Annotated in this window: 14 protein-coding genes; 7 read left to right on the top strand and 7 right to left on the bottom strand. The window is 71.2% G+C overall.

What is annotated here, in order from left to right; translation table 11 throughout:
• Positions 1–7: 7 nt before the first annotated feature.
• Positions 8–6,298 (top strand): hypothetical protein, encoded by a 6,291-nt coding sequence (locus G401_RS0142260; RefSeq protein ID WP_027347257.1) that lies wholly within the window; start codon positions 8–10, stop codon positions 6,296–6,298.
• Positions 6,295–6,702, top strand: a complete 408-nt coding sequence (locus tag G401_RS0142255; RefSeq protein ID WP_027347256.1) for a hypothetical protein — start codon at positions 6,295–6,297, stop codon at positions 6,700–6,702. The genes G401_RS0142260 and G401_RS0142255 overlap by 4 nt, the downstream gene beginning before the upstream one ends.
• A gap of 3 nt (positions 6,703–6,705) precedes the next feature.
• Here the strand turns inward: G401_RS0142255 and G401_RS0142250 are convergent, their stop codons facing one another.
• Both G401_RS0142250 and G401_RS0142245 read right to left on the bottom strand, forming a co-directional pair.
• The gene (locus tag G401_RS0142250; protein ID WP_027347255.1) at positions 6,706–7,809 is read right to left on the bottom strand and encodes an MBL fold metallo-hydrolase; all 1,104 of its coding nucleotides are present in this window, start codon (positions 7,807–7,809) and stop codon (positions 6,706–6,708) included.
• A gap of 62 nt (positions 7,810–7,871) precedes the next feature.
• Complete coding sequence (locus G401_RS0142245; protein ID WP_027347254.1) at positions 7,872–8,126, bottom strand: hypothetical protein; 255 nt, start codon at positions 8,124–8,126, stop codon at positions 7,872–7,874.
• Positions 8,127–8,356: 230 nt separating this feature from the next.
• Between G401_RS0142245 and G401_RS0142240 the strand changes: the two genes are divergently transcribed.
• Positions 8,357–9,118, top strand: coding sequence for a GNAT family N-acetyltransferase (locus tag G401_RS0142240; RefSeq protein WP_245602098.1), 762 nt, complete (start codon positions 8,357–8,359; stop codon positions 9,116–9,118).
• Positions 9,119–9,145: 27 nt separating this feature from the next.
• On the opposite strand, the gene G401_RS52125 is transcribed toward G401_RS0142240, so the two are convergent.
• Positions 9,146–10,183, bottom strand: coding sequence for a glycoside hydrolase family 18 protein (locus tag G401_RS52125; RefSeq protein ID WP_157546844.1), 1,038 nt, complete (start codon positions 10,181–10,183; stop codon positions 9,146–9,148).
• A 120-nt stretch (positions 10,184–10,303) separates the two neighbouring features.
• Between G401_RS52125 and G401_RS0142230 the strand changes: the two genes are divergently transcribed.
• From G401_RS0142230 to G401_RS0142220, 3 genes are all read left to right on the top strand, one after another.
• The gene (locus G401_RS0142230; protein WP_027347252.1) at positions 10,304–10,930 is read left to right on the top strand and encodes an HAD family hydrolase; all 627 of its coding nucleotides are present in this window, start codon (positions 10,304–10,306) and stop codon (positions 10,928–10,930) included.
• A gap of 175 nt (positions 10,931–11,105) precedes the next feature.
• Entirely contained in the window at positions 11,106–13,256 is a 2,151-nt protein-coding gene (locus G401_RS0142225; RefSeq protein WP_027347251.1) for a response regulator, read from the top strand.
• Positions 13,257–13,314: 58 nt separating this feature from the next.
• Positions 13,315–13,791: a hypothetical protein gene (locus tag G401_RS0142220; protein WP_157546843.1), complete on the top strand. Its 477-nt coding sequence runs from the start codon at positions 13,315–13,317 to the stop codon at positions 13,789–13,791.
• A 123-nt stretch (positions 13,792–13,914) separates the two neighbouring features.
• Here the strand turns inward: G401_RS0142220 and G401_RS0142215 are convergent, their stop codons facing one another.
• Positions 13,915–16,434 carry an ABC transporter permease gene (locus G401_RS0142215; RefSeq protein WP_027347249.1) on the bottom strand — a complete coding sequence of 840 codons (2,520 nt, stop codon included), beginning with the start codon at positions 16,432–16,434 and terminating at the stop codon, positions 13,915–13,917.
• Positions 16,434–17,237, bottom strand: a complete 804-nt coding sequence (locus G401_RS52120; protein WP_051368027.1) for an ABC transporter ATP-binding protein — start codon at positions 17,235–17,237, stop codon at positions 16,434–16,436. The genes G401_RS0142215 and G401_RS52120 overlap by 1 nt, the downstream gene beginning before the upstream one ends.
• 1,200 nt (positions 17,238–18,437) lie before the next feature.
• Here G401_RS52120 and G401_RS0142205 point away from each other — a divergent pair.
• Complete coding sequence (locus tag G401_RS0142205) at positions 18,438–19,604, top strand: NUDIX domain-containing protein (protein WP_051368026.1); 1,167 nt, start codon at positions 18,438–18,440, stop codon at positions 19,602–19,604.
• A 14-nt stretch (positions 19,605–19,618) separates the two neighbouring features.
• On the opposite strand, the gene G401_RS0142200 is transcribed toward G401_RS0142205, so the two are convergent.
• Together G401_RS0142200 and G401_RS52115 are read right to left on the bottom strand one after the other, a co-directional pair.
• Positions 19,619–22,153, bottom strand: a complete 2,535-nt coding sequence (locus G401_RS0142200) for an ABC transporter permease (RefSeq protein ID WP_027347247.1) — start codon at positions 22,151–22,153, stop codon at positions 19,619–19,621.
• Complete coding sequence (locus G401_RS52115; RefSeq protein WP_084558197.1) at positions 22,146–22,976, bottom strand: ABC transporter ATP-binding protein; 831 nt, start codon at positions 22,974–22,976, stop codon at positions 22,146–22,148. The genes G401_RS0142200 and G401_RS52115 overlap by 8 nt, the downstream gene beginning before the upstream one ends.
• Positions 22,977–23,013 lie beyond the last annotated feature (37 nt).

The raw sequence follows: 23,013 nt of genomic DNA, 5'->3' as shown, positions 1-23,013 counted from the left end.
CGCGTACGTGACGGTGAAGAAGCCGGACGGCACGGTTCTGGTGTCGAGCACGGCGTGCGGGACGTCGTGCTGGATCGACACGAAGGTGCTGCCGGCCGACGGGACCTACACGGTGCTCCTCGACCCCCAGAACTGGTACACCGGCTCGCTGACCGCGCAGCTGTTCGACGTGCCCGCCGACCCGGTGCTGACCGCCACCGTGGGCGGGCCCGGTGTGCCGGTCGCCACGACGACGCCGGGGCAGAACGCCAAGGTCACCTTCACGGCCACCACCGGCCAGCGCGTCAGCGTCCAGATCGCGGGCAGCACCTACGGATCGAGTTCGTCCAGCGTGTACGCCTCGGTCCTCAAGCCCGACGGCACCACGCTGGTCTCGTCCACCGGCGTCGGTTCGGGCGGCGTCCTGCTCGGTCCGGTGACGATCACGGCGGACGGCGTACACACGATCGTCCTCGACCCGTCGACCGACCTGGTCGGCGGCGTGACCGTGACGGTGAACGACACCGCCGACGCCACCGTCGCCACGACCGTCGGCGGCGCCCCGGTCACGGCCGCCACGACCACCGCGGGCCAGAACGCCACGGTCACCTTCCCGGTCACCGACGGCGCCCGGGTCGCCGTCAAGCTCACCGCCAGCACCTACGGCTCCAGCTCAGGCAGCCTGTACGCGTCGCTGCTCAAGCCGGACGGCAGCGTCCTCGTCGCGGCGACCGGGGTCGGCAGCGGCGGCCTGTTCATCGACGCCCGTCTCCTGTCGCCGGCCGGTACCTACAAGGTGCTGCTCGACCCGCAGGGCGCGCTGACCGGCTCGGTGCAGGTCGAGGTGATCGGCGTACCGGCCGATGTGACGGCGGTCGCGGCGCTGGACGGCTCGGTCACGCACGTGGCGACGACCGTGGCGGGCCAGAACGCCGCCGTGACCTTCACCGGCACCGCCGGGCAGCGCGTCAGCACGTTGCTGTCCAACGGCACCGGCTCGATCTACGCGACGATCAGCAAGCCGGACGGCACCGATCTCTACGCCCGCTGGTACGCCGGCTCGGGCAGCTTCGCCGACGTCGTGACGCTCCCGGCCGACGGCGCGTACACGATCAAGCTGGATCCGAGCACCGTGAGCCTCGGCACGATGGACGTGCAGGTCTGGTCGGTACCGGCCGACCCTTCGGCGGTGGCGGCACCGGACGGGACGGTCGCCACCGTGGCGATGGCGGTGCCGGGGCAGAACGGCTCGGTGACCGTGGCCGGCACGGCGGGGCAGCGGTTCAGCTTCCGGCTGAGCGGCTCGGTCGGCGTCTACGCGACGGTGAAGAAGCCCGACGGCACCGACCTCTACGCCCGCTGGTACGCGAGCACGAGCAGCTTCGCCGACCCGGTGACCCTCCCGGCGACGGGCACCTACACCGTCCTGCTCGACCCGTCGGGCAGCGCGACCGGTTCGTACAGCGTGCAGGTCTACACGGTGCCGGCCGATCCCGCGTACGCGGTGGGCACCGACGGCACACCGGTCACCGCCTCGATGGGCGTACCCGGGCAGAACGCCTCGGTGACGTTCTCCGGCACGGCCGGCCAGCGGCTCTCGCTGCTGCTGAGCGGCACCGTCAGCGTCTACGCGACGGTCACCCGGCCCGACGGCACGAACCTCTACAACCGCTGGTACGCCGGCACGAGCAGCTTCACCGAGCCGGTCGTGCTGCCGGCGACGGGCACCTACACGATCCTGATCGACCCGTCGGGCTCGGCGACCGGGACGACGGACGTCCGCGCGTACACGGTGCCGGCCGACGTGAGCGTCGACATCGGCCAGGACGGGACGCCCGTCACCGTCAGCACCGGCGCGCCGGGCCAGAACGGGCGCGCGACGTTCACCGGCGCCGCCGGCCGGCGCGTCTACCTGAAGGCCGAGATGCTCGGCACCTACAAGGGCTCGGCGACGGTCAGCCTGCGCGATCCGGCGAACACCTCGCTGACGTCGTCCACTGTGTACGGCCCGACCGGCAGCGTGGTCCTCGGCCCGGTGACGCTCTCGGCGGGGGGCACGTTCTCCCTCCTGGTGGACCCGTCGACGACCTCGACCGGCGTCATGCAGCTGCGGCTGTGGGACGCCACCCCGGCGCCGGCGGTCGCGGCCACGATCGGCGGCCCGGCGGTCACGGTGGGCACCGGGGTGCCCGGCCAGTCGGGTCTCGCCACGTTCACCGGCACCGCCGGGCAGAAGGTCAGCGCGGTGGTGTCCGCCCCCACGTACGCCGAGGACGGCGCGGCCGCGGCCTTCAACGGATGGCTGCTCGGGCCGACCGGCACCACCCTGGACAGCGACTACTCCTACGGCTCGGCGATGCTGCTCACGGCCACGCTGCCCGCCGACGGCACCTACACGGTGAACGCGCGGCCCGTCGGGCTCGCGGTCGGCACGGCGCAGGTCAGGATCTACGAGATACCGGCCGATCCGGTGGTTGCGGCGGTCATCGGCGGCGGTCATTTCGTGCTCCCGATCGCCGTGCCCGGGGCCGGTGCGGTGGCGGCGTTCACCGCGACGGCCGGCCAGCCGATCGTGCTGGACCTCGTGGACTCGCCCGCCGAGGCGTACGCGGTCGTGACCCGGCCCGACGGCGTGACCCTCTGCTCCGGCTACGTCTCGGTCTACTCGCAGCTGAGCTGCACGGCCGGCGCCGCGGGCGAGTACCGTGCGCGGGTCACGCTCTACACCGCCGACAGCGGCGACGTCACGCTGGAACTCGTCGACGGCATCGGGACACCCGACATCCGCAGCGTCATCGCGGGTGAGTGGCTCGGCGGCGACGTCTCCCTGGAGTGGTCGACCACCGCGAGCGTGTCCATCGCCGGCTACGCGGTGACGATCGACGACTCGCCCGCGACCGATCCGGGCACCGCGGTGACCCAGGTCCAGGACTACCTCGACACCGTGCTCGGTGACGGCGTGCACTACGTCCACGTACGGGCCATCGCCACCAGCGGGTACGCCGGCCCCGCCGGGCACCTGGAGATCAAGGTGGACGCGACCGCGCCCGCGGCACCGGTGGTGGCCGTCCCGTCGCATCCCGATCCCGACACCGGGGTGGCGTCGCTCGCCGTGCACGCGCAGTTCACGGGGACCGACGCGACCTCCGGCATCGCCGGGTACGCCGTCACCGTCACCCACGGCGCCGACGACGAGCCGCTCGGCGGGGCCGACGCGACCGCCGACTACACGACGACGCTCAGCGCCGAAGGCGAGTGGTACCTGCACGTCGTCGCGGTGGACCGCGCGGGCAACCGCAGCGCGGCGGTGCACCGCAGGCTGACCGCCGACATGCCGCCGGACGCGCCGCGGGTCACGAGTCCGACGCATCCGGTCGCCGGCACCGCGTACGCCGGCCAGGACTTCGTGGCGACCTGGCAGCCGGGGACCGCCGACGCCGACCGGTGGGCCGTGGTGCTCGACCATTCCGCGACCACGGTTCCGGCCGTGACCTCGACGAGCGCCGAGACGCGCTTCGGGGCGCATCTGGCCGGGGGAACCTGGTGGCTGCACGTGCGGGGCGTCGACACCGCCGGTACGCCCGGCGCCACCGCCCACTTCGAGGTCGTCGTCGCGCCGCAGACGCTGGCGTTCACCGCGCCGCTGCCCGGCCGGGTGGTCTGGGGCGCGGTGCCGGTGACGCTGGACTGCCCGGCCGGCAGCGCGCTGACGGTGCAGGCCCGCGCGGCCGGCGGCACCTGGTATCCCGTCGGTACGGCGGCCGAGTCGGCGGGCGTGTGCGCCACCACGTGGACCACGACCGACGCGGGCTGGGCCGACGGGGCGTACGAGCTGCGGGCGTCGGACGGCACGACGGTCGTCGTCGGCGGCCTGAACGTCACGGTCACCAACGCGTCCAATGTGGTCGACCGGATCCGGTTCGACTACGAGGCCGGCGCGCTGGACATGGTGAACTACGTCCGCTACACCCTGTACGCCATCGTCAACCCGGCCGCCGTGCCGGCCCGCTACACCGACGGCGCGGCGGAACTGAACGAGACGAGCGGCGTACTGCAGGCTCTGGTGGGGTTGTTCGGCGAGCTCCCGGCGGCGGTGCAGGACGAGTTGCGGCCGTGGCTGTCGCCGACGCCCGCCGACCCGCCCGCCGGCGTGCAGGGCGGCAGGTCCTCCGCACGGGCGAAGCTGCTGTCCAATCCGGATTGCGGCTTCTGGAACCGGGTCGGTGACGTCCTGTTCAGCTGCAAGGCCACGACGGCCCACTTCACCGTCTACTACCTGGAGGACAACGTCGGCGGTACGCCGCCCGGCAAGACCCGGCCGGACTACGTGCAGACGGCGATGGACAACCTCGAAGGGGCGCGGACGGCGTACCAGTCGAACCTGGGCTACCGCGTACCGGACCACGTCGAGGTGATCATGCACCCGGTCGCGAGCTGGATGCACAGCGGCGTCTCCGTCCCGTCGTTCCCGCTGTGCGGCTGCGGCGACGGCATCATGTACCTCAACGAGCACGCGAACGACATCAAGGACCTCGTCCGCCACGAGCTGTTCCACTTCGTCCAGTACGAGTACATCAGCCACCTCAAGGCCGCCAACAACTGGATGAACTGGTGGATGGAGGCCACGGCCGAGTGGGGTGCCCACCAGGCCGGCTACTACGCCGGGGAGATGGGCCAGGACGACAGCTACTACCAGAGCCTCGACGACTTCCTCAAGGAGTCCGACGAGCGGTTCGACGAGGGCAACACGGTGTTCCAGCAGGGCGGGCCCGAGTACGGGGCGTTCATCATGGCCGAGTTCATGGAGGTACGCCTCGGCATGGACTCGATCCGGTGGAGCTGGGAGCGGCTCGGCGGGCTGTTCCCGCCGCATCCCGGTGACGTGATCGAGGAACTGTTCAACACCATGCGCGTCAACGGCAGCTTCGCCGACGAGATCGAACGCTTCCGCCAATGGGTGTACCCGGTGGAGTCGTTCCAGTCGCCGGTCGGCTTCTACGACAGCGACGCCCACGACTGGCGCGGCAGTCTGAGCAGCCTGCCCGGGTTCCGGCCGCCGCACAAGCTGGTGACGCTCAACCCCGACGGCGGCAGCATCCAGCTCGCCCGCGGGGACCTGCACATCCAGCAGACCGGCGCGCAGTACGTCGAGGTGTCCAACCCGAACAAGTTCTCCACCGAACTGGGGGTCACCTTCGCCGCCGACGACGAGGACGTCCGGGCCAGCATCCTGCTGCTGGACGAGAACACGTTCCCGAGTGCGGCCTGCGGCGACGTGACCCCGGTCGACGGCGTACAGGGGACGATCGTGACCCTGACGGCCCAGTGCCCGAACGCGGTCGTCGTCTTCGTGAACACGGAGGCGGCCGGCTGGTGGGGCACCTGGTCGGACGGCGACTACACGCTCACCTACGTCCGCCAGAGCATCGACCTGTCCGGCGTGTCGGACATCGGCGTCGGCAAGTACGGCAACATCAGCAGCGCCAACGGCGTCGGGCTGCGCCGGCACGGCCAACCGGACACCGAGTCCATCCTCAACGGCTGCTACTGCGAGGGCTGGGGCGTCGGCGTACCGGGTCAGTTCGGCGCCTCGGTGACCGACGAGCTCGGCTGGAAGAACATGAGCCTGGACAGCTTCACCGTCAACGGGCCGAACACGGTGACGTCGATCATCGACATCCCGGGCGGCGGCCTGCAGGTGGTGCAGACGACCTCGCCGTCCTCGGTGGGCTTCCTGTGGGCGATGCGGGTCACCGTCTTCAACACCACCAGCGCGCCCATCGGGCCGGTCCATTACCGGCGGGCGGTGGACTGGGACCCGTTGCCGGACCTCTTCCAGTCCTACAACACCGTCCAGAAGATCGCCGGGACGGACACGACCTATGTCGCGGGGGTGTCCAACGACGGCTTCGCCGACCCGGACCCGTCGTTCCCGATGACCGACCTCGGCGCTACCGGCTGGTTCACCGACTTCGGCCCCGACGACACCGGCGCGCTGATCGACCTCAACCTGGGCACGCTCCAGCCGGGGGAGGGCAAGCCGTTCACGATCTTCTACGGCACCGCGACCAGCGAGGCCGAGGCGATCAGCGGCGCGCAGGCGGCCGGCGCCCAGGTCTACTCGCTCGGCGAGGTCGACACCCCGCAGGGCCGCAACCAGGGCCTGCCCTACACGCCGGTGATGGCCGTCGACGGCCACAGCCTCAACCCGGCGCCGCTGCACGCACTACGCTCGATCCCGGCCGACGGCAAGACGCCGGCCCAGACGTTCCTGCCGACCCTGCCCGGGACCCGGCCGCCGCACCAAGGAGGCGCGTGAGCGAAGCCCGCAGCGGCCGCCGGCCGCTGATCATCCTGCTGGTCCTCGCCGCCGTGGCCGTCCTGTGCTGCGGCGGCGGGCTGCTGGCCGTCCGAGTGGGCGGATTGTGCGTCCCGTTCGCCGACTGCGGTCGGGATCCGGCGTCGCTGTTCGTGCGCAACGAGCGGCCCACCGGCGTACGCGTGCACGTCGAGACGCCCAACGGCCCGTTCGACTATCCGCAGGCGGCCGGGACCGACCACTCCTACGGCGACACCGTGGCGTGCCAGGCGACGCGGGTCGTGGCATACGACGACAGCGGGTCGGCGATCGCCACGATCGACGGCGTCGGCTGCGTCACCAAGACCTGGATCCTGGGCGCCGACGGTTCCGCGCGACTCCTGGCCGGGCGGGTGGCGGGCTGAACCTCAGGCGACGTCCTGCCACCAGGGATCCACGGGCGGCGGCGCGTCCACGTCGAGGCGCTGCCCGGGCCGGGGCACCGCGAGGCGTACGTCCCTGGCCTTGGCTTCCGCCCACACCCGTTCGACTGGCTCCGACCAGGCGTGGAACGCGAGGTTGAAGGTCGCCCAGTGCACCGGGATCATCACGCCGCCCTGGACGTCGAGGTGGGCCGCGACGCCTTCCTCGGGGAACATGTGGATGTGCGGCCACGCGTCCCCGTACGCCCCGACCTGCACCAGGGCCGCGTCGAACGGTCCGTGCCGCCGGCCGATCTCGGCGTACCCGTCGAAGTAGCCGCTGTCGCCGGTGTAGAACACCCGCCGGTTCGCCGACCGCAGCACCCAGGACGCCCACAATGTGCCGTCCCGCTTGAGCCCGCGGCCGCTGAAGTGCCGGGCCGCCGAGCAGATCAGGCGTACGCCGCCCAGCGTGACCTCGTCGTTCCAGTCGAGCTCGATGATCCGCTCCGCCGGGACGTCCCACGCCTCCAGATGCGCGCCGACCCCCAGCGGTACGACGAAGGGGGCGTCCTGGAGGCGGACGAGCGCCTCGATCGTGCTCATGTCGAGGTGGTCGTAGTGGTCGTGGGAGATGACGACGGCGTCGAGCGGCGGCAGCGAGGCCAGCGACACCGGCGGCTCGTGCAGCCGCTTCGGCCCGACGTGCTGGGTGGGGGAGCAGCGCTCGCTCCAGATCGGGTCCAGCAGGATCCGTGCGCCCTCGATCTCGACCAGCGAGGAGGCGTGGCCGTACCAGGTGATGTGCAGCCCGGCCGCGTCCGCCGCCGGATCCGCCCTGACCAGCGGCACCGGCTGCGACGGATGCCGCCGCTGTCCACCCAGGACGGCGTCGTGCAGCAGCTTCGCGCCGTTGGACGGCATCGACAGCGTCGGGATCGTGTTGCGGAACTGGCCGTCGCGCCACTGCGGGGAATGGCGTACGCGCCGTCCCCGCTCGCCGGCCAGGGCGTCGCCGCCCATCGCCCGTGGAATCTCCCGCGCCAGCCAGGCGAGTGCCCCGCCGGCGACGGCCGCACCTGCCGCGATGCCCCATCCGCGCTTGCTCATGCCACCGACCATATCCCCTCGGGGGCATCACCGGAGCGGTGATGATCCGCGTGTCCGGCGGATCACGGATGGGCGCCGACCGCGTCCACGACGTGGGCGCCGATGGTCTCTCCGCTGTGGCGGGCGCAGTGCGCGCAGCAGAAGAAGCGGCCGCTCACCTCCACGCCGTGCCCGACGATTTTGCATCCACAGTGCTCGCAGACCGGTGCCATCCGGTGGATCGCGCACTCGAACGAGTCGAAGGTGTGGATCTCGCCCTGGGCGCGGACTTCGAATGACATCCAGTAGTCATTACCGCAAACCTCACAAACCGCCATGACGGCAGACTATCCGCCGAGAGCGGTTGACAGGGCGGGTTTGGCTCTGGGAGGCTTTCTCCCGTTCGCCGGCGTCTGGCCGGTGCCCTTTCGAAGGAACGAAGTCCATGGTCACGGCTGCTCTGCGCGGCCGCTCGGCGCTCTGAGGAGCGCCCTCGCCTCTCGCGGCCGCATCGTCGGTTTCACGTTGACGCTTGCTTTCCATCATGGACAGGATTCCGAAGTTGATCATGCAAGACTCCCTGGACGGCTTCGTCCAGAACTCCGTCATCGCCCAGCTCCGCCAGCGCCCGCGGGTCGTCGAGACCGGCTCGTTCGTCCTGGGCTGGGACCCGAGCTCCGACAGCCGTTTCATCAGCTACGCCACGCCCACGTCGGCCGCGGCCACCGCCGCGGACGTGGCCGCGCTGGTCGCCGAGTTCCGGGCGGTGGACCGCGTACCCCGGCTGGAGTACGTGGTCAGCGCGGCGCCCGGGCTCGAGGGGCAGTTGCTCGCCGCCGGCTTCACCGTCGAGGCCCGGCACGACTATCTCGTGTGTACGCCGGACTCGCTGGTCGTACCGGCCGCGCCGGACGGCTGCACGATCGCCGCGCCGGCCTCGGACGCCGAGATCGCGGCGGCCGTGGCGGCCCAGAACGAGGCCTTCGGCGGCGAGTACGCGTCGACCGAGGCCGACGTCGCCCGCGTACGCCGGAATCTGGACAAGGGCGCGGTCTTCGTGGTCGCGCGCCTCGATTCCGGGGAGTTCGCCGGGGCCGGGCAGGCCGGGTCGCCGTCGGCCGGGGCCAGCGAGGTCGCGGGGATCGCGGTGCGGCCGGCGTACCGGCGGCGCGGGATCGCGGGCGCGCTGACGGCCGAGGTCACCCGGCAGGCGTTCGCCGGCGGGGTGGAGATCGGCTGGCTGGAGGCGTCCGGCGAGGACTCGTGGCGCGTCTACGAGCGGGTCGGGTTCGCCGCCACCGGCAAGCGCCTCTACATCGCCCTCGACTGATACACCGCCCTGGACTGAACCGCCCGGCTAGGAAACCCAGGCGCTGTACGCGGACCAGTCGGCGCTCGTCGCCGCGAAGTCCACGTACAGCGCCAACCCCACTCGCCGGTCGCGGGGCGTGCCGCCGAGCGCGAGGCGTACGCCCCGGACGGCCGCCGTCACGGTCTCGGCGGCCCGGTGATGCGTCGGCCGCTCGTCGTGGTACGCCGGGACGCCCATGAACAGCGTCACGCCGGGCGGGACCGCCGCCAGGGCGATCTCGGTGGACCGGCGTACGTAGCCGGCGTAGGCGGTCTCGCTGGGCAGCATCGTGTCGTAGGACATGACCGCGACCTGGTCGACCTCGACCGCGACCGCGTGCAGGTACGCCCGCGACCACAGCAGCGGCGTGACCGAGGACATCCACGACCACGCCTCGGTGTGCACCGCCGACACCGACAGGAGAGCGCCCCGGGACCTCGTCAGGGCGTGCGTACGCGCGAGGACGGCCGTCAGCCGGGGATCGCCGTCGTTCACGGGTTCGAAGTCGTAGTGGATCCCGTCGAACCCGTCGTCGAGGACCTGGGCGTCGGCCGCGAGGATGTTCGCCTGCGTCGCCGGGTCGCCGAGGTGCAGTTCGTCGTCGGTCGGATGGGCGCCCAGCCACGCCTGTACGCGTACCCCGGGCAGGGCGGTGTGCAGGGCGTCGACCAGCCAGCGGGCGCGTGGCCGCAGGGCCGGGTCGAGGGTCCCGTCGTCGGAGAACGGGCCGGCGTGCACGAACAGGTCGTGGATGCCGGTCGGGCGCAGGGCGGCGGCCAGAGCATCCACATCGGACTGCGTACGCCGGCCGTCGACCCAGGCGTGGCCCAGCCATTCGGCGTCGTCACCGGTCGACCGGGCGGGGCCGGGTGATCCCGGGGCCGCTGGATCTCCCGAGGCTGCCGGATTCCCCGAGGCTGTCAGGTCCCCGGCGGCTTCGAAGTCCAGCGCGACGATCAGCGAGCCGGCGGCGAGGACGAGGGCGGCGCAGAGCGCGAGGGCGGCCCGGGCGGCTCGGCGTACCCATCGGCGTGTCCGGTCCATGCCGGCGATCATGGCATGGGCGGGCGTCCGCGCGTACTCCTGATGATCTTGTTATGTGGGCCACCGCGGCGCGAAAGCGGCCGGGCGGCCAGGCATGATCGAGGCGTGACGGTCGCCGCGGTGCTCTTCGACATGGACGGAACTCTGATCGAATCCGAGGCGCTGTGGGCGGTGGCGCTGCAGCAGCTCGCGGGCGAGTACGGCGGCGTGCTCAGTGAGGCGGCGCGGATCAGCATGGTCGGAACGGACATGCCGACCTCGATGGGCATCTTCCACGCGGACCTGGGCCAGGAGTGGCGCGACCCGGTGCTCGGCGCGGCGCGGCTGGTGGAGCTGACCGAGGTGCTGTTCGCGGCGGGCCTGCCCTGGCGGCCGGGCGCGCGGGAACTCGTCGCCGAGGTACGCGCCGCCGGCATCCCGGCCGCGCTGGTCACCTCGACCGAGCGGCGGCTGGTGAAGATCGCCCTGGAGACGCTGGGCCCGTTCGACGCGGTGGTCTGCGGGGACGAGGTGGAGTTCACCAAGCCGCACCCGTGGCCCTACCGGCGCGCGGCCGAGCTGCTCGGCGTGCCGATCGACCGGTGCGTGGCGATCGAGGACTCGCCCGGCGGCATGCGCAGCGCCGCCGCGGCCGGGGCGAAGGTGCTCGCGGTCCCCTGCGAGGTCATGGACCTGCCCGGCGACCTCGGCGCGACCATCCTGCCGACCCTGTCCGGTGTGGACGTCAAGACCCTCGAACGGCTCTGACCCGCTCTGCTCCCGCAACGGCCGGGCGCCGGGGAGCGCCTGCCCCGGGCGATCTTCACCCATTGGGGGCAGTGCCAGCGGACGGGTGCCTTTCCGGCATAGGCTGATTCGTTCGCAGCGCTGCTCGGGAACCGCTGCGCGGCAGCGGTAGGACCCGACCCGGCGAGGTGGTGCGATGACCGCACAGGAATGGCTGCACAGCGCCGTGGGTGCCGCCGGCGAGCCCGCCCCGCCCGGCGCCTGGAGCTGGCCTGTCACGGCTCCGGCCCGGGTCAGCGACAACCTGTGCCGGCTGTACGGGGTCGAGCCGGACGCGTTCACCGGCGATCCGTCGTTCTTCGCCGAGCACGCGTACGCCGAGGACCGCGACGCCGTCCTCGCGGCGCTCAAAGCGGCGGGGGAGCGCTCCGGCGGCACCGAGTTCGAGCACCGGATCGTCACCGGCGGGCGTACGCGCTGGCTGCGGCACACCTGCGACGTCCTGCCGGACGCCACCGTGGTGGGCGTCGTGACCGACGTGACCCGCACCCGCCAGTCCGAGGTCTCGCCCCACGGCGACGACCGCTTCCGCACGCTGCTCGCCTCCGTTCCCGACGCGGTCGTGGGCATCGACGGCGCGGGCCTCATCGTGCTGGCGAATCAGCGTACCGAGGAGCTGTTCGGCTACACCGAGGCCGAACTCGTCGGCCAGCCGGTGGAAAAGCTCATCCCGCAACGGTTCCACCGCCGGCACACCGCCGAGCGCGACCGCTTCCTCGGCGAGCCCCGGCTGCGGCCGATGGGCGCCGGCCTCGATCTCTACGCGCGCCGCCGGGACGGTTCCGAGTTCCCGGTCGAGATCGCGCTGAGTCCGTTGCGTACCAAGTCTTCGGACGAGCGGGGGCACCTGGTCGTGGCCGCCGTCCGCGACGCCACCGAGCAGCGCCGGGCGCAGGCGGCCGCGCAGGCGCTGAAGGCCGCGCAGGTCCGCCGCAAGCAGGCACTGGAGATCAACGACAACGTCGTGCAGAGCCTGGCCGCGGCGACCTTCGCCCTGGAGCGCGGCGACGCCTCCGGGGCCGAGCGCATCCTGTCCCGCACGATCGTCGCGGCCCGCGAGATGATGCGCAACCTGCTCGGCGAGGGCGCCGTCACCCCCGGCGAGCTGGTCCGCGACACCCCCGCGCAGGACGCCCGGGTCGGCGAGCCCTTCGTCGGCACGGCCGCCGAGCCCGGCCAGCGCCGCGGTGTGGAGGTGCTGGTCGCCGACGACAGCGCCGACATCCGCCTCGCCCTGCGGGCCGTCCTCGAATCCATGCCCAACGTACGCGTCGTCGCCGAGGCGGGCGACGGGGCGGAGGCCGTCCTGCTGACCGCCAACCGGCGGCCCGATCTGGTCGTGCTCGACCTCGCCATGCCGGTCATGGACGGGCTCCAGGCCCTCAACGAGATCAGGCGGACGTCGCCGGAGGCACGGGTGATAGTGCTGACCGGATACGGCCGCGAGCAGGCCGCGCAGGAAGCCCTCCGCCGGGGCGCGGCCGCGTTCCTGGAGAAGGGCGGCTCGACCCGCCAGCTCGTCGCCGTCATCCGGGAACTGTTCCCGGACGCGGCCACCGGGCGGCTGGCCGACCCCGGCGAGCACGCGTACCGGTTCGAGCGGCACGCCGCGGACCAGGTCGACCTCGTCGGCCTGTACGCGCACGAGCTGCGCAGCCCGGTCGCGGCGGTCGAGGGCATCGCGCACGTGCTCAACGAGCGGCTGGACCACATGCCCTCGGCCGCGTCGGGCGAGCTGCTCAAGGCGATGCTGCGCAACCTGCGCCAGATCGGCCGGCTGATCGAGACCATGGTGGACGCCCGCCGGCTGGAGTCCGACGACCTCGACCTGGTCATCGAGCGGGTCGAGCTGGCAGCCCTGGTCCGCGACATCGTGCGCGAGCTGTCCGAGCTGAGCCTGGGCCACCCGATGATCGTCAACGTGGCCGGCGAGGTCCGGGTCGGCCTGGACAGCTTCCGCATCCGCCAGGTGCTGGCGAACCTGCTGTCCAACGCCGCCAAGTTCGGCCGCCCCGGTACGCCGATCGAGCTCACCCTCGCCGTCGTCGACGCCGGGCGTACGGTCGAGCTGTCGGTCACCGACCAGGGTCCGGGCGTCCCCGAAGCCGACCGCGACCTGCTCTTCGGCAAGTTCGTCCAGCTCGGGGAGCGTACCGGCGGGGTGGGCCTGGGCCTGTACCTCAGCCGGGCCATCGCCCGCGCCCACGGCGGCGACCTCGTCCTCGGCGAGACCAGTTCCACCGGCAGTACGTTCGTCGTCCGGCTCCCGGCGCTGGACGCGGATTGAACAACCTTCCCTGCACCCATCAGTTTTCGGAGCGTGCCGCGTGTTGGCGGTCATCTGTTTGAGCAGTGGCGATCTGGTCCGCGCCGAGGCGATCGAGAACCACGCCGGCACCCTGGCGGCGTTGCTGCGCCGGCACGAGGGCGTCCTTGTCTGCCCGGAGCCGGAGGCGACCGAGTTCGGCGAACGCCCGTCCGGGCCGGTCCGGTTGCTGGTGGACGCCCTCTGCCGGCGGCTGCCGGGGCACAAGATCCTCCCGATCGTGGCCGGCCTCGTGCCCGACCGGCACCTGCTGGCCCATGCCCGCGACCTGGTCGAGAACGGCTGCGTACCGGTGGTGGTGACGCCCCGGCATTCGGTCGAGGCCTGTGCCGTCACGCTGCACGACTCGCTGGCCGCCGACGCCGTCTTCGACCTCGGCCCCGGCGGTACGCTGCGGCTCCTGCGGTCGTGGCGGCTCAGCCAGCGGGCGGTGGACGCGGCGGTCGTGCGTACCGACACCGGGCAGCCGGTCGAGCTGTTCGCGTCCGAGTACTGAGCCATCCCACCGCAGGCAGCACCGCGGGCAACGCAAGATCCCGTTTGGATCAGGGAAATCACCCGAATCTTGAGCCAAGATTACGTGCGATTCCCTGATCCAAACGGGATCTTGGGGCGGGCTCTACTCGTAGGAGATCGCCCGCAGGACGTCGGTCCGGGCCGCCTTGATCGACGGCAGCACCGCCGCGATGACGCCCACCAGCGCTCCCGCCACCAGGTACGCGCTCAGCTGCGACCAGGGCACCGCGAACTCCGTGATCCCGTCGCCCTTGAGCGACCGGACGATCGCCGCGCCGATCCCGACGCCGGTGGCGAGGCCGAGCAGCGTGCCGAAGAGCGTGATCACGACCGACTCGACGGTGATCATCCGCATCGTGGCGCCCCGGCCGAGGCCGACCGCCCGCAGCAGGCCGATCTCCCGCGTCCGCTCCAGCACCGACAGCCACAGCGTGATGATCACGCCGAGCACCGCGATGATGATCGCCAGGCCGAGCAGCACCGTCACCATCGTCAGCAGCGTGCTGATCTGGCCCGACTGCTGGTCGAGGTACTCCGCCCGGTTGCTGACGGTGATCTCGGGGTCGTCGGTGAACAGGGTGGCGAGCTGGTCGCGGACGGACTTCTCGCTCGCGCCCGGGGCGAGGGTGACCATGGCCATGTACGGCTGCGCCGCCACCACGTGCGCCGACGCGCTCGGGCCGAACAGGAAGCCGTGGGCGAAGTCGCTCTTGTTGTGCACGCCCACCACCGTGTACGCGACCTGCTCGCCCTTGTCCATCGTGACCTGGAGCGTGTCGCCGACCTTCACGTGGTCCTCGTCGGCCGTCTCGGCGTCGACGACGACCTGGTTCGGGCCCAGCTGCGGCAGCGTACCGGCCCGGGGAGTGAGCGACAGCTGCCGCGCGTACGCCGGCAGGTCGTCGACGATGTCCACGCCGTGCGGCTGCTTGCCCACGAGCGCGCCGGTGGTGACGGAGCTGGTGACGCTCGCGACGCCGGCGATCTGGCGGATCTTGTCCACCTTGTCCGCCGCGAAGGTCGGCAGCACGTCGTTGCTGCTGCCCTCGCCGGTGATCAGGAGGTCGGCCTTGACCTGGCGGTTCGCGGCGCCGCGCAGGCTGGTGTCGCCGGAGTGCAGCACGGTGCTGGCCCCGGTGATCAGCGCGATGCCGATCATGAGCGCGGCCGCCGTGATCGCGGTACGCCGCGGGTTGCGGCCGGAGTTGAGGCGGCCGAGGCGCCCCGGGACCGACCAGGAGAACAGCCGGCCGAGCAGGGCGACCACCGGACGGCCGATGATCGGGCTGAGCAGCGAGACGCCGATGAAGGCGAGGCCGACGCCGCCCAGCATGGGCCACAGGTGCCCGCCGCCGGTGAGCCCGTACGCGATCAGCGCCGAACCGGTCGCCGTCACCACGGCACCCCCGATGGTCAGCCGGGTGAGCGGCCGGTCCGGCGTCGCGACCTCCTGCAGCGCGGCGATCGGGGCGACCCGGGCCGCCCGCAGCGCCGGCAGCAGGGCCGCCAGCGTGGTGATCACGACGCCGACGGCGAACGCGGCGATGACCGCGCCGGCCGGCAGCGCGATCGGCGCCAGCGTCAGGTTGGCCATCCCGGCGGCCACGTTCGCCAGCACGAAGCCGACGCCCAGGCCCGCCGCGAGGCCGACGATCGCCCCGGCGAGGCCCACGATCAGCGCCTCGACGATGACCGACCAGATCATCTGCTTGCGGCTCGCGCCCAGGGCCCGGGCCAGCGCCAGCTCCTTCGTCCGCTGGGCCACCGTGATCGAGAAGATGTTCAGGATCAGGAACGTCCCGACGAACAGCGCCACGCCGCCGAACGCCAGCAGCACCTTGTTCAGCCCGTCCAGCACCGACTTGAACTGGTCGGCGATGGCCTTCGCCATCTCCGCGCCGGTCTTCACGTCGTACGCGCCGCCGAGCTTGGCCTTGACCGCGTCGCGTACCGCCTCGGGACTGGTGCCGGGGGCGGCCTGGACGTCGAAGTACGAGTAGCCCGGCTGGCCGAGCATCAGCTCCTGGGCCGTCTTGTCGGTGAACCGCACCTCGAGCACGCCGCCGCGACCGTCCAGACCGCCGGCGTACCCGAAGGTGCCGACGAGCTTGAACATCTTCTTCGGCTGCAGCGTCAGTACGCCGACCTGGTCGCCCACCTTCACGCCGGCGAGCTTGGCCTCGGCCACGTTGAGCATGATCTCGTCGTCGGCGTGGGGCGCCCGGCCCTCCCGGATCTCGGCGCCGCCCTGGCCGTCGATCCAGTTCGCGCCGATGCGGGGCGGCCCGACCGTGGTGACGACCTTGCCGTCGGCGCCGATGACGCGGGCGCCCTCGGCCTGCGCCACCGGGTACGCGTGCGCCACACCGGCAACGGACTCGACGGTTTCCTTGTCCTGCACCGTGAGCGGCTTCGGCGGCGGGCCCTCGCGGTCCGCGTGCGGCGTGACGACCACGTCCGTGTGCGCGTACGCGGTGTCGAACAGGTTCTCGAACGAGCGGCTGAGCGTGTCGGTCAGCACGAACGACCCGGCGACGAACATGACGCCGAGGACGACGGCCAGGCCCGACAGCGCCAGTCGCAACTTGCGGCCGAGCAGGCTCTTCAGAGTCGCGCGGAGCATCAGTTGCGCTCCTCGTCCTGGTCCTGGGCGGCGGCGGCGGGGCCGTGACCCGGGTCCAGCTTCTGCATCGCGTCGAGGACGGTCTGCGGCGTCGGGTCGGTCAGCTCGTTGACGATCTGCCCGTCGGCGAGGAACAGCACGCGGTCGGCGTACGAGGCCGCGGTCGGATCGTGCGTGACCATGACGATCGTCTGGCCGAACTCGCGTACGCTGCGGCGCAGGAAGCTCAGCACCTCGGCCCCCGACCGGGAGTCCAGGTTGCCGGTCGGCTCGTCGGCGAAGATCACCCCAGGCCGGGCGACCAGGGCGCGGGCGCAGGCCACGCGCTGCTGCTGGCCGCCGGACAGCTGGCTGGGCCGGTGCCCGAGCCGGTCGCCCAGGCCGACCGTGGAGATCACCGTGTCGAACCAGCCCTCGTCGGGCTTGCGTCCGGCGATCGCCAGCGGCAGCAGGATGTTCTCCTTGGCGCTCAGCGTCGGCAGCAGGTTGAACTGCTGGAAGATGAAGCCGACCTGCTCGCGGCGCAGCTTCGTCAGCCCCTTGTCGTTCAGCCCGGTCAGCTTGGTGGAACCGATGAACACCTCACCACGGGTGGCGGTGTCCAGCCCGGCCAGGCAGTGCATCAGCGTCGACTTGCCCGAGCCCGACGGCCCCATGATCGCGGTGAAGCGGCCCGCCTCGATCTCGGTGCTGACCCCGCGCAGCGCGACGACCTGCGCCTCCCCGGAGCCGTACACCTTCCAGAGATCGGCGGCACGGGCTGCGCTCTCGGTACGCACGGGCGGTGAAACGGTGACAGTCATGACGATCCTTTGGTCCCTCTACGGCGTCCGGTTCGTGTGGCGCGCCCGGAATCGGAAGTCTGGTCCGACCGGTGCTCGTGGAGGAGCTCCGGCCGGCGTACTCATCCTCGCCGCGGAAATCCGCGCGGACGTCAACCCGCGGGTGGAAAGAGACCCGATATCCGTCCCGGGGATGCACCCCGAGACGTGCTCAGGGGAACCCCCGATACGCAAGATCAACTTTCGTCCTTCCCGGGTCCGCCCGGTCGCCGTTTCATCCCTGCACGCTTGGCCTTTGTCGCGACTGTCCGATATGGGCGGGGTTCGTTGGCCGGCGGGTTGATCGTTCGCGGTTGAGGTGTAAAAACGGCCGCCCCCTGCATGATCGTTTACGGTTCCGGAGCGCCCGGACGCCCCCGGTGACACCTGGCGCGTAAATGATCATGCAGAGGGGGCCGAAATTACGCCTGAGCCGTAAATGATCATGGAATCGACGGACGTGTCTCACGGGTTGGGTGATCGCTCCCGCATAGCGGACGGCGGTGGGCGACGGCGCGGGGCGGGCGTGATCGACTGCGGCGGGATGGAGAAAATGCGGCCTATGTCCTGCCGGGGAGGGTGACATGTCCATCGCGGTAGGCCGATCACTGCCGCTCTCCCCGGCCTTTGTCGCGACTGTCCGATATGGGCGGCGGTTCGCGGGCTGGCGGGTTGATCGTTCGCGGTTGAGGCGTAAAACGGCCACCCTCTGCATGATCGTTTACGGCTCTGGAGCACCTAGACGGCCTCTGGTGACACCTGGCGCGTAAATGATCATGCAGGGGGTCCGCGAAACTACACCTCAGGCGTAAACGATCACGCGATCAGTGATCTTGTCTCGCAAAATGGATGATCAGTCCTGCATGGCGGGAGGCGGCGCGAGTGAGGTGTGATCGAAAGCGGCTGGGATGGAGAAACCGGCCCCTGCCCTCGATCCACAGCGCTTAGATGTCGAACAACGGCCCTGGGCTACATCTCGGCCGTTTTCGATCAAGGCATTACCGGCCAGATTTACATCTCAGCCGTTTCGATCGCGCCCGACCGCTCCCGCGGTAAGAGCGGAGGCGAGATCGACGGACCCGGGAAAGAGAAGGTTCGTACTTGAATCTTATTTGCGACCAACCCCACATCAGGCAACGGGCAACACTGTAAAGCCGGCTTCCTGGAACCCATGATGAGATCATGAGGCCCAAGGACGTCGTGGTGGTACGCCCCGGCCGGTCCATTCCGGACTGGTGGCATGCGAGTGTGCTGCTCGCCGGTCCGGCGACCGGGCGGGGACCGATGTTGCCGTGGCAGAACGACGCGGTGGCCGCGTTGCGGCGGCAGTGGTCGGCGCCGGGCCGGCTGGTGATCTTCGTGCCGCAGGTGCCGGCCGCCGATTACAGCCGGGTGGACGAGACCGCGTGGCTCGACACGCGCGCGGCGCACGCGGACGTGATCCTGTTCTGGCTGGCCGCCGACGCCCGGCCGCAGTCGCGCAGCGTGAGCCACATTCTGTGGGGGAGTTCCGAGACCACCGGCAGGGTGGTGCTGGGGGTGCCGGGCAATGGCCAGCACGAGACGTATCTGAAGGGGCGGGCGGAGCGGCGGGGCATACCGCTGGCGTCCACTCTGGAGGAAAGCGTGCACAATGCGCTGGTCATGGTGGGCAACGGTGCCCGCCGGGAGGGGTCGCACCGCGACATCCCGCTGCCGCTGTGGCGGACGGCGAGTTTCCGGCACTGGCTGGCCAGCGTCGAGACGGCCGGGCACACGCTGGAGGGTGCCGAGGTCGCGTGGAGTGTGCGGCCGTCGCCGTCCGCGGGCGTGTTCCTGTGGGCGGTCAAGCCGCGCATCACCGTGCGGGGCGAGGACCGCGTCAAGGAGAACGAGTTCGTCCTGGGGCGCACCGACAGCGTGTGCGTGGTCGCGTACCGGCCGCACGACGATCCGGGCAAGACCGAGGTGGTGCTGGTCCGCGAGTTCCGCTCGCCGGCCGTGACCGGCGACGGCTACGTCCACGAGCTGCCCGGCGGCAGCCACCCCGGTTCCGCGTCGCCGGTCGAGGCGGCCCAGGCGGAACTCGCGGAGGAGACCGGGCTGCGGGTCGACGTGGGCCGGCTGCGCCGCCATGGCGTACGCCAGCCGGTCGGGGCCCTGACCGCGCACCGGCAGCACCTGTTCAGCGTGGAGCTGACCGAGGAGGAGCTCGACGGCGTGCGTACGCCGGGCCGGACGTTCGGGCTCGCGGCGGACGGCGAGCGCACCACGGTGGAGGTACGCCCCTACGGTGAGATCCTGGCCGACGAGCTGGTGGACTGGACCACGCTGGGCCAGATCGCCGCGATCGTCAACGAACCCCGTTGACCATCGGTTGACGGTCACTCGTAGGCGATCGCCTGCAGCACGTTGAGCCGCCCGGCCCTGATCGCGGGGAGGATCGCCGCGACGACCCCCGCGATCACGGCCAGGACCAGCGTGATGATCAGGTACGCCCACGGGATGGTGAGTTTGAGGAAGTCGCCGCCGAAGATCTTCACGATGGCGACGCCGAGCGCGGTGCCGACGACGACGCCGAGCAGCGCGCCGAAGAAGGAGATCAGGATCGACTCGACGGTGATCATCCAGGCGGTCGACGCGCGGTTCATGCCGATCGCACGGATCATGCCGATCTCGCGCGTACGCTCGTACACCGACAGCAGCAGTGTGTTGATCACACCGAGCACGGCCACGACGATCGTCAGCCCCAGCAGGACGTAGAGGATCGCGAGGATCACATCCAGGAACGACGTGGACTGCTTGATCAGCTGCTCCTGGTCCACCACGTTCACCTCGGGGTTGTCCGCGAACAGCTGGTTGAGCTGGTCCTTGACCGCCCCGACGTCCCCGTCCGGTCCGACCTGCACGTAGCCCTGCTGGGCGTACGGGGAGGTGAAGCCGGCCGCGTCGGTCGTGTTCAGCATCGGGCCGGACCACGTCTGGCTGTTCTCGATGATCGCGACGACCTTCTCGGCCTTCTCGCCGCCCCGGGTCGTGATCAGGGGCAGTTCGGTGCCGACCGAGGCGTTCAGGCTCTTCGCCGCGTTCTCGTCGAGGATGATCTCACCGGCCTGCAGCGGGCGGATCGTGCCGTCCTTGGCCGTCAGGGTGAAGATCTCGGCGGCGGCCAGCGCGTCGGCCGATCCGATGCCGGTCGACTTGCCGCCGAGCTTGACCTGGTCGGTGCGTACGGCGACGGCGTTCGTCACGCCCGGGATCGCGCGCATCTTCGCCTGCAGGGCCGGATCGAATCCCGTGGTACCGGTGAAGTCGCTGGTCTGCACGATCAGCTGCGCCTTCATGTCGTTCTTGAACAGGTCGGTGACCCCGGCCTTCACCGAGGAGGCGAACACCCCGGCGGCGGTCGCCAGGGTCACGCCGATCATCAGCGCCGCCGCCGTCACCGCCGTACGCCGCGGGTTGCGGCCGGTGTTGCGCGTACCGAGGCGGGCGGGGACGGAACCGCCGAAGAGCGCGCCGAGGCCCCGGGTCACCGGCCGGCTGAGCGCCGGGGCGAGCATGACGACGCCGGCGAACACGAGGAGGCAACCGCCGCCGAGCACCAGCCACAGCGGGTCCTTCCACACCTTGGTCAGCTTGAGCACCAGGAACGCGACGCCGACGAGCAGCGTCACCAGCCCGAGGACCGTCAGCGTACGCAGCGGCTTGTCCGGAGTGGACGCCTCGCGCATGGCGGCGATCGGCGGTACCCGCGAGGCGCGCAGCGACGGCACGAGCGCGGCCACCACCGTGAACAGGATGCCGACCAGCAGGGTCAGCACGACGACGTAGGGCTTCACGACGACGCCGGAGACCGGCAGGTTGGTGTGGCTGAGCGCTTCGAGACCCTTCTTGAGCAGCCAGCCGACCCCGATGCCGATGATCAGGCCGACGATCGCCGAGGCCAGGCCCAGCAGGACGGACTCGGTCAGCACGGAGCGGGTCACCTGCCCGCGCGAGGCGCCGAACGAGCGGTAGAGGGCCAGCTCACGCGTACGCTGCGCGACCAGCATGGAGAAGGTGTTGAAGATCAGGAAGGCGCCGGTGATGAGCCCGATGACGGCGAACACGGTCAGGCCGGTCTTGAGCACGTTGACGAACGCGTCGACCCCGCTGGCCTGCGACTTGGCGGCCTCGTCGGCGGTCTGCACCTTGTACTGGGGCCCGACGGCGGTCTGGACGCGCTGCTTCAGCTCCTCCTGGCTGACCCCGGCCGCCGCCTTCACGTCGACGCTCGTGTAGTTGCCGGGCTTGCCGAGCATCAGCTCCTGCGCCACCGGCATCGTGAACGCGACGGTCGTCTCGCCGGCGAGGGAGTCCCGGCCGCCCGCGTACCCGAAGATGCCGACGAGCTGGAAGGTCTTGCGCGGCTGGAGCGTGATCACGTCGACCTTGTCGCCGACGGTGTAGCCGGTGTCCTGCGCGAGGTTCGCGGAGATCGCGATCTGGTCGGGGCCGCTGGGCGGGTTGCCCTCGCGCATCTGCAGCAGGCTCGACGTGCCGGTCCACCCGGCGCCGAACCGCGGCGCGGTGCCCGGCACGACCTTGCCGTTCTTGTCGATCACCCGCGCGCCGTCCGAGATCACCTGCGCGGTCGACTCCTGTACGCCGTCCACCTTGGCGACCTGGTCGGCGACGCTCTGCGGGACCAGGGCGGTGATCACGTCGGGGTTGTCCTGGCCGGTCGCCGAGACGCCGGTGACCTGGACGTCGAGGTTGCTGTTGACGGTCGAGAAGAGGGAGGTGAAGCCCTGGGCGACGGTGTCGCCGGCCACGAAGGCGGCCGACATGAACATGGTCCCGAGCACGATGGCCAGGGCCGACAGCAGCAGCCTGAGCTTGTGGGCGAGCAGGCCGCGCAGCATCGCCTTAAGCATCCGGCGTCTCCTCGACAGCGTTCCCTCCGGCGGCGGCGTTCTGGCCGGCGGTGTTCTGGGCGGCGGCGTTCCCCGGAGCGGCCGCCCGCGCTTCGTTGTCCAGGTTCTTCATCCGGTCGAGCACCGACGTCTCGGTGGGTTGGAGGATCTCGTCGACGATGGCGCCGTCGGCGAGGAACACGACGCGGTCGGCGTACGAGGCGGCCCGCGGGTCGTGCGTGACCATCACGATCGTCTGGCCGAACTCGTGGACCGAACCGCGGAGGAAGCCGAGCACCTCGGTGCCGGAGCGGGAGTCCAGGTTGCCGGTCGGCTCGTCGGCGAAGATCACCTCGGGCCGGGCGACGAGGGCCCGCGCGCAGGCCACGCGCTGCTGCTGGCCGCCGGACAGCTCGGTCGGCCGGTGGCCGAGCCGGTCACCCAGGCCGACCGTTTTGATCACCAGGTCGTACCACTGCTGGTCCGGTTTGCGGCCGGAGATCGCGAGCGGCAGCAGGATGTTCTCCTGGGCGGTGAGCGTGGGCAGCAGGTTGAACTGCTGGAAGATGAAGCCGACCTTCTCCCGGCGCAGCTTGGTCAGCCCCGCGTCGCCGAGCCCGGTGACGCGGGTGTCGCCGATGAACACCTCGCCGGCGCTGACGTCGTCCAGCCCCGCGAGGCAGTGCATCAGGGTGGACTTGCCCGACCCCGAGGGGCCCATGATCGCGGTGAACTGGCCGCGCTGGAAGTCCGCGCTCACCCCGCGCAGCGCGTGCACCTGCGCCTCGCCGTGGCCGTAGATCTTCCAGACCTCGGCCGCCCGGGCCGCCGCTTCTCCCGTCATATGGGCGATCTTGCCGGATTCGCCCGGTGATTTCCGG

The sequence above is a fragment of the Hamadaea tsunoensis DSM 44101 genome (assembly GCF_000428945.1).
Classification (GTDB): Bacteria; Actinomycetota; Actinomycetes; order Mycobacteriales; family Micromonosporaceae; genus Hamadaea; species Hamadaea tsunoensis.
The sequence above is the reverse complement of the archived record's forward strand: the minus strand, read 5'-3'. Positions and strand labels throughout refer to the sequence as shown.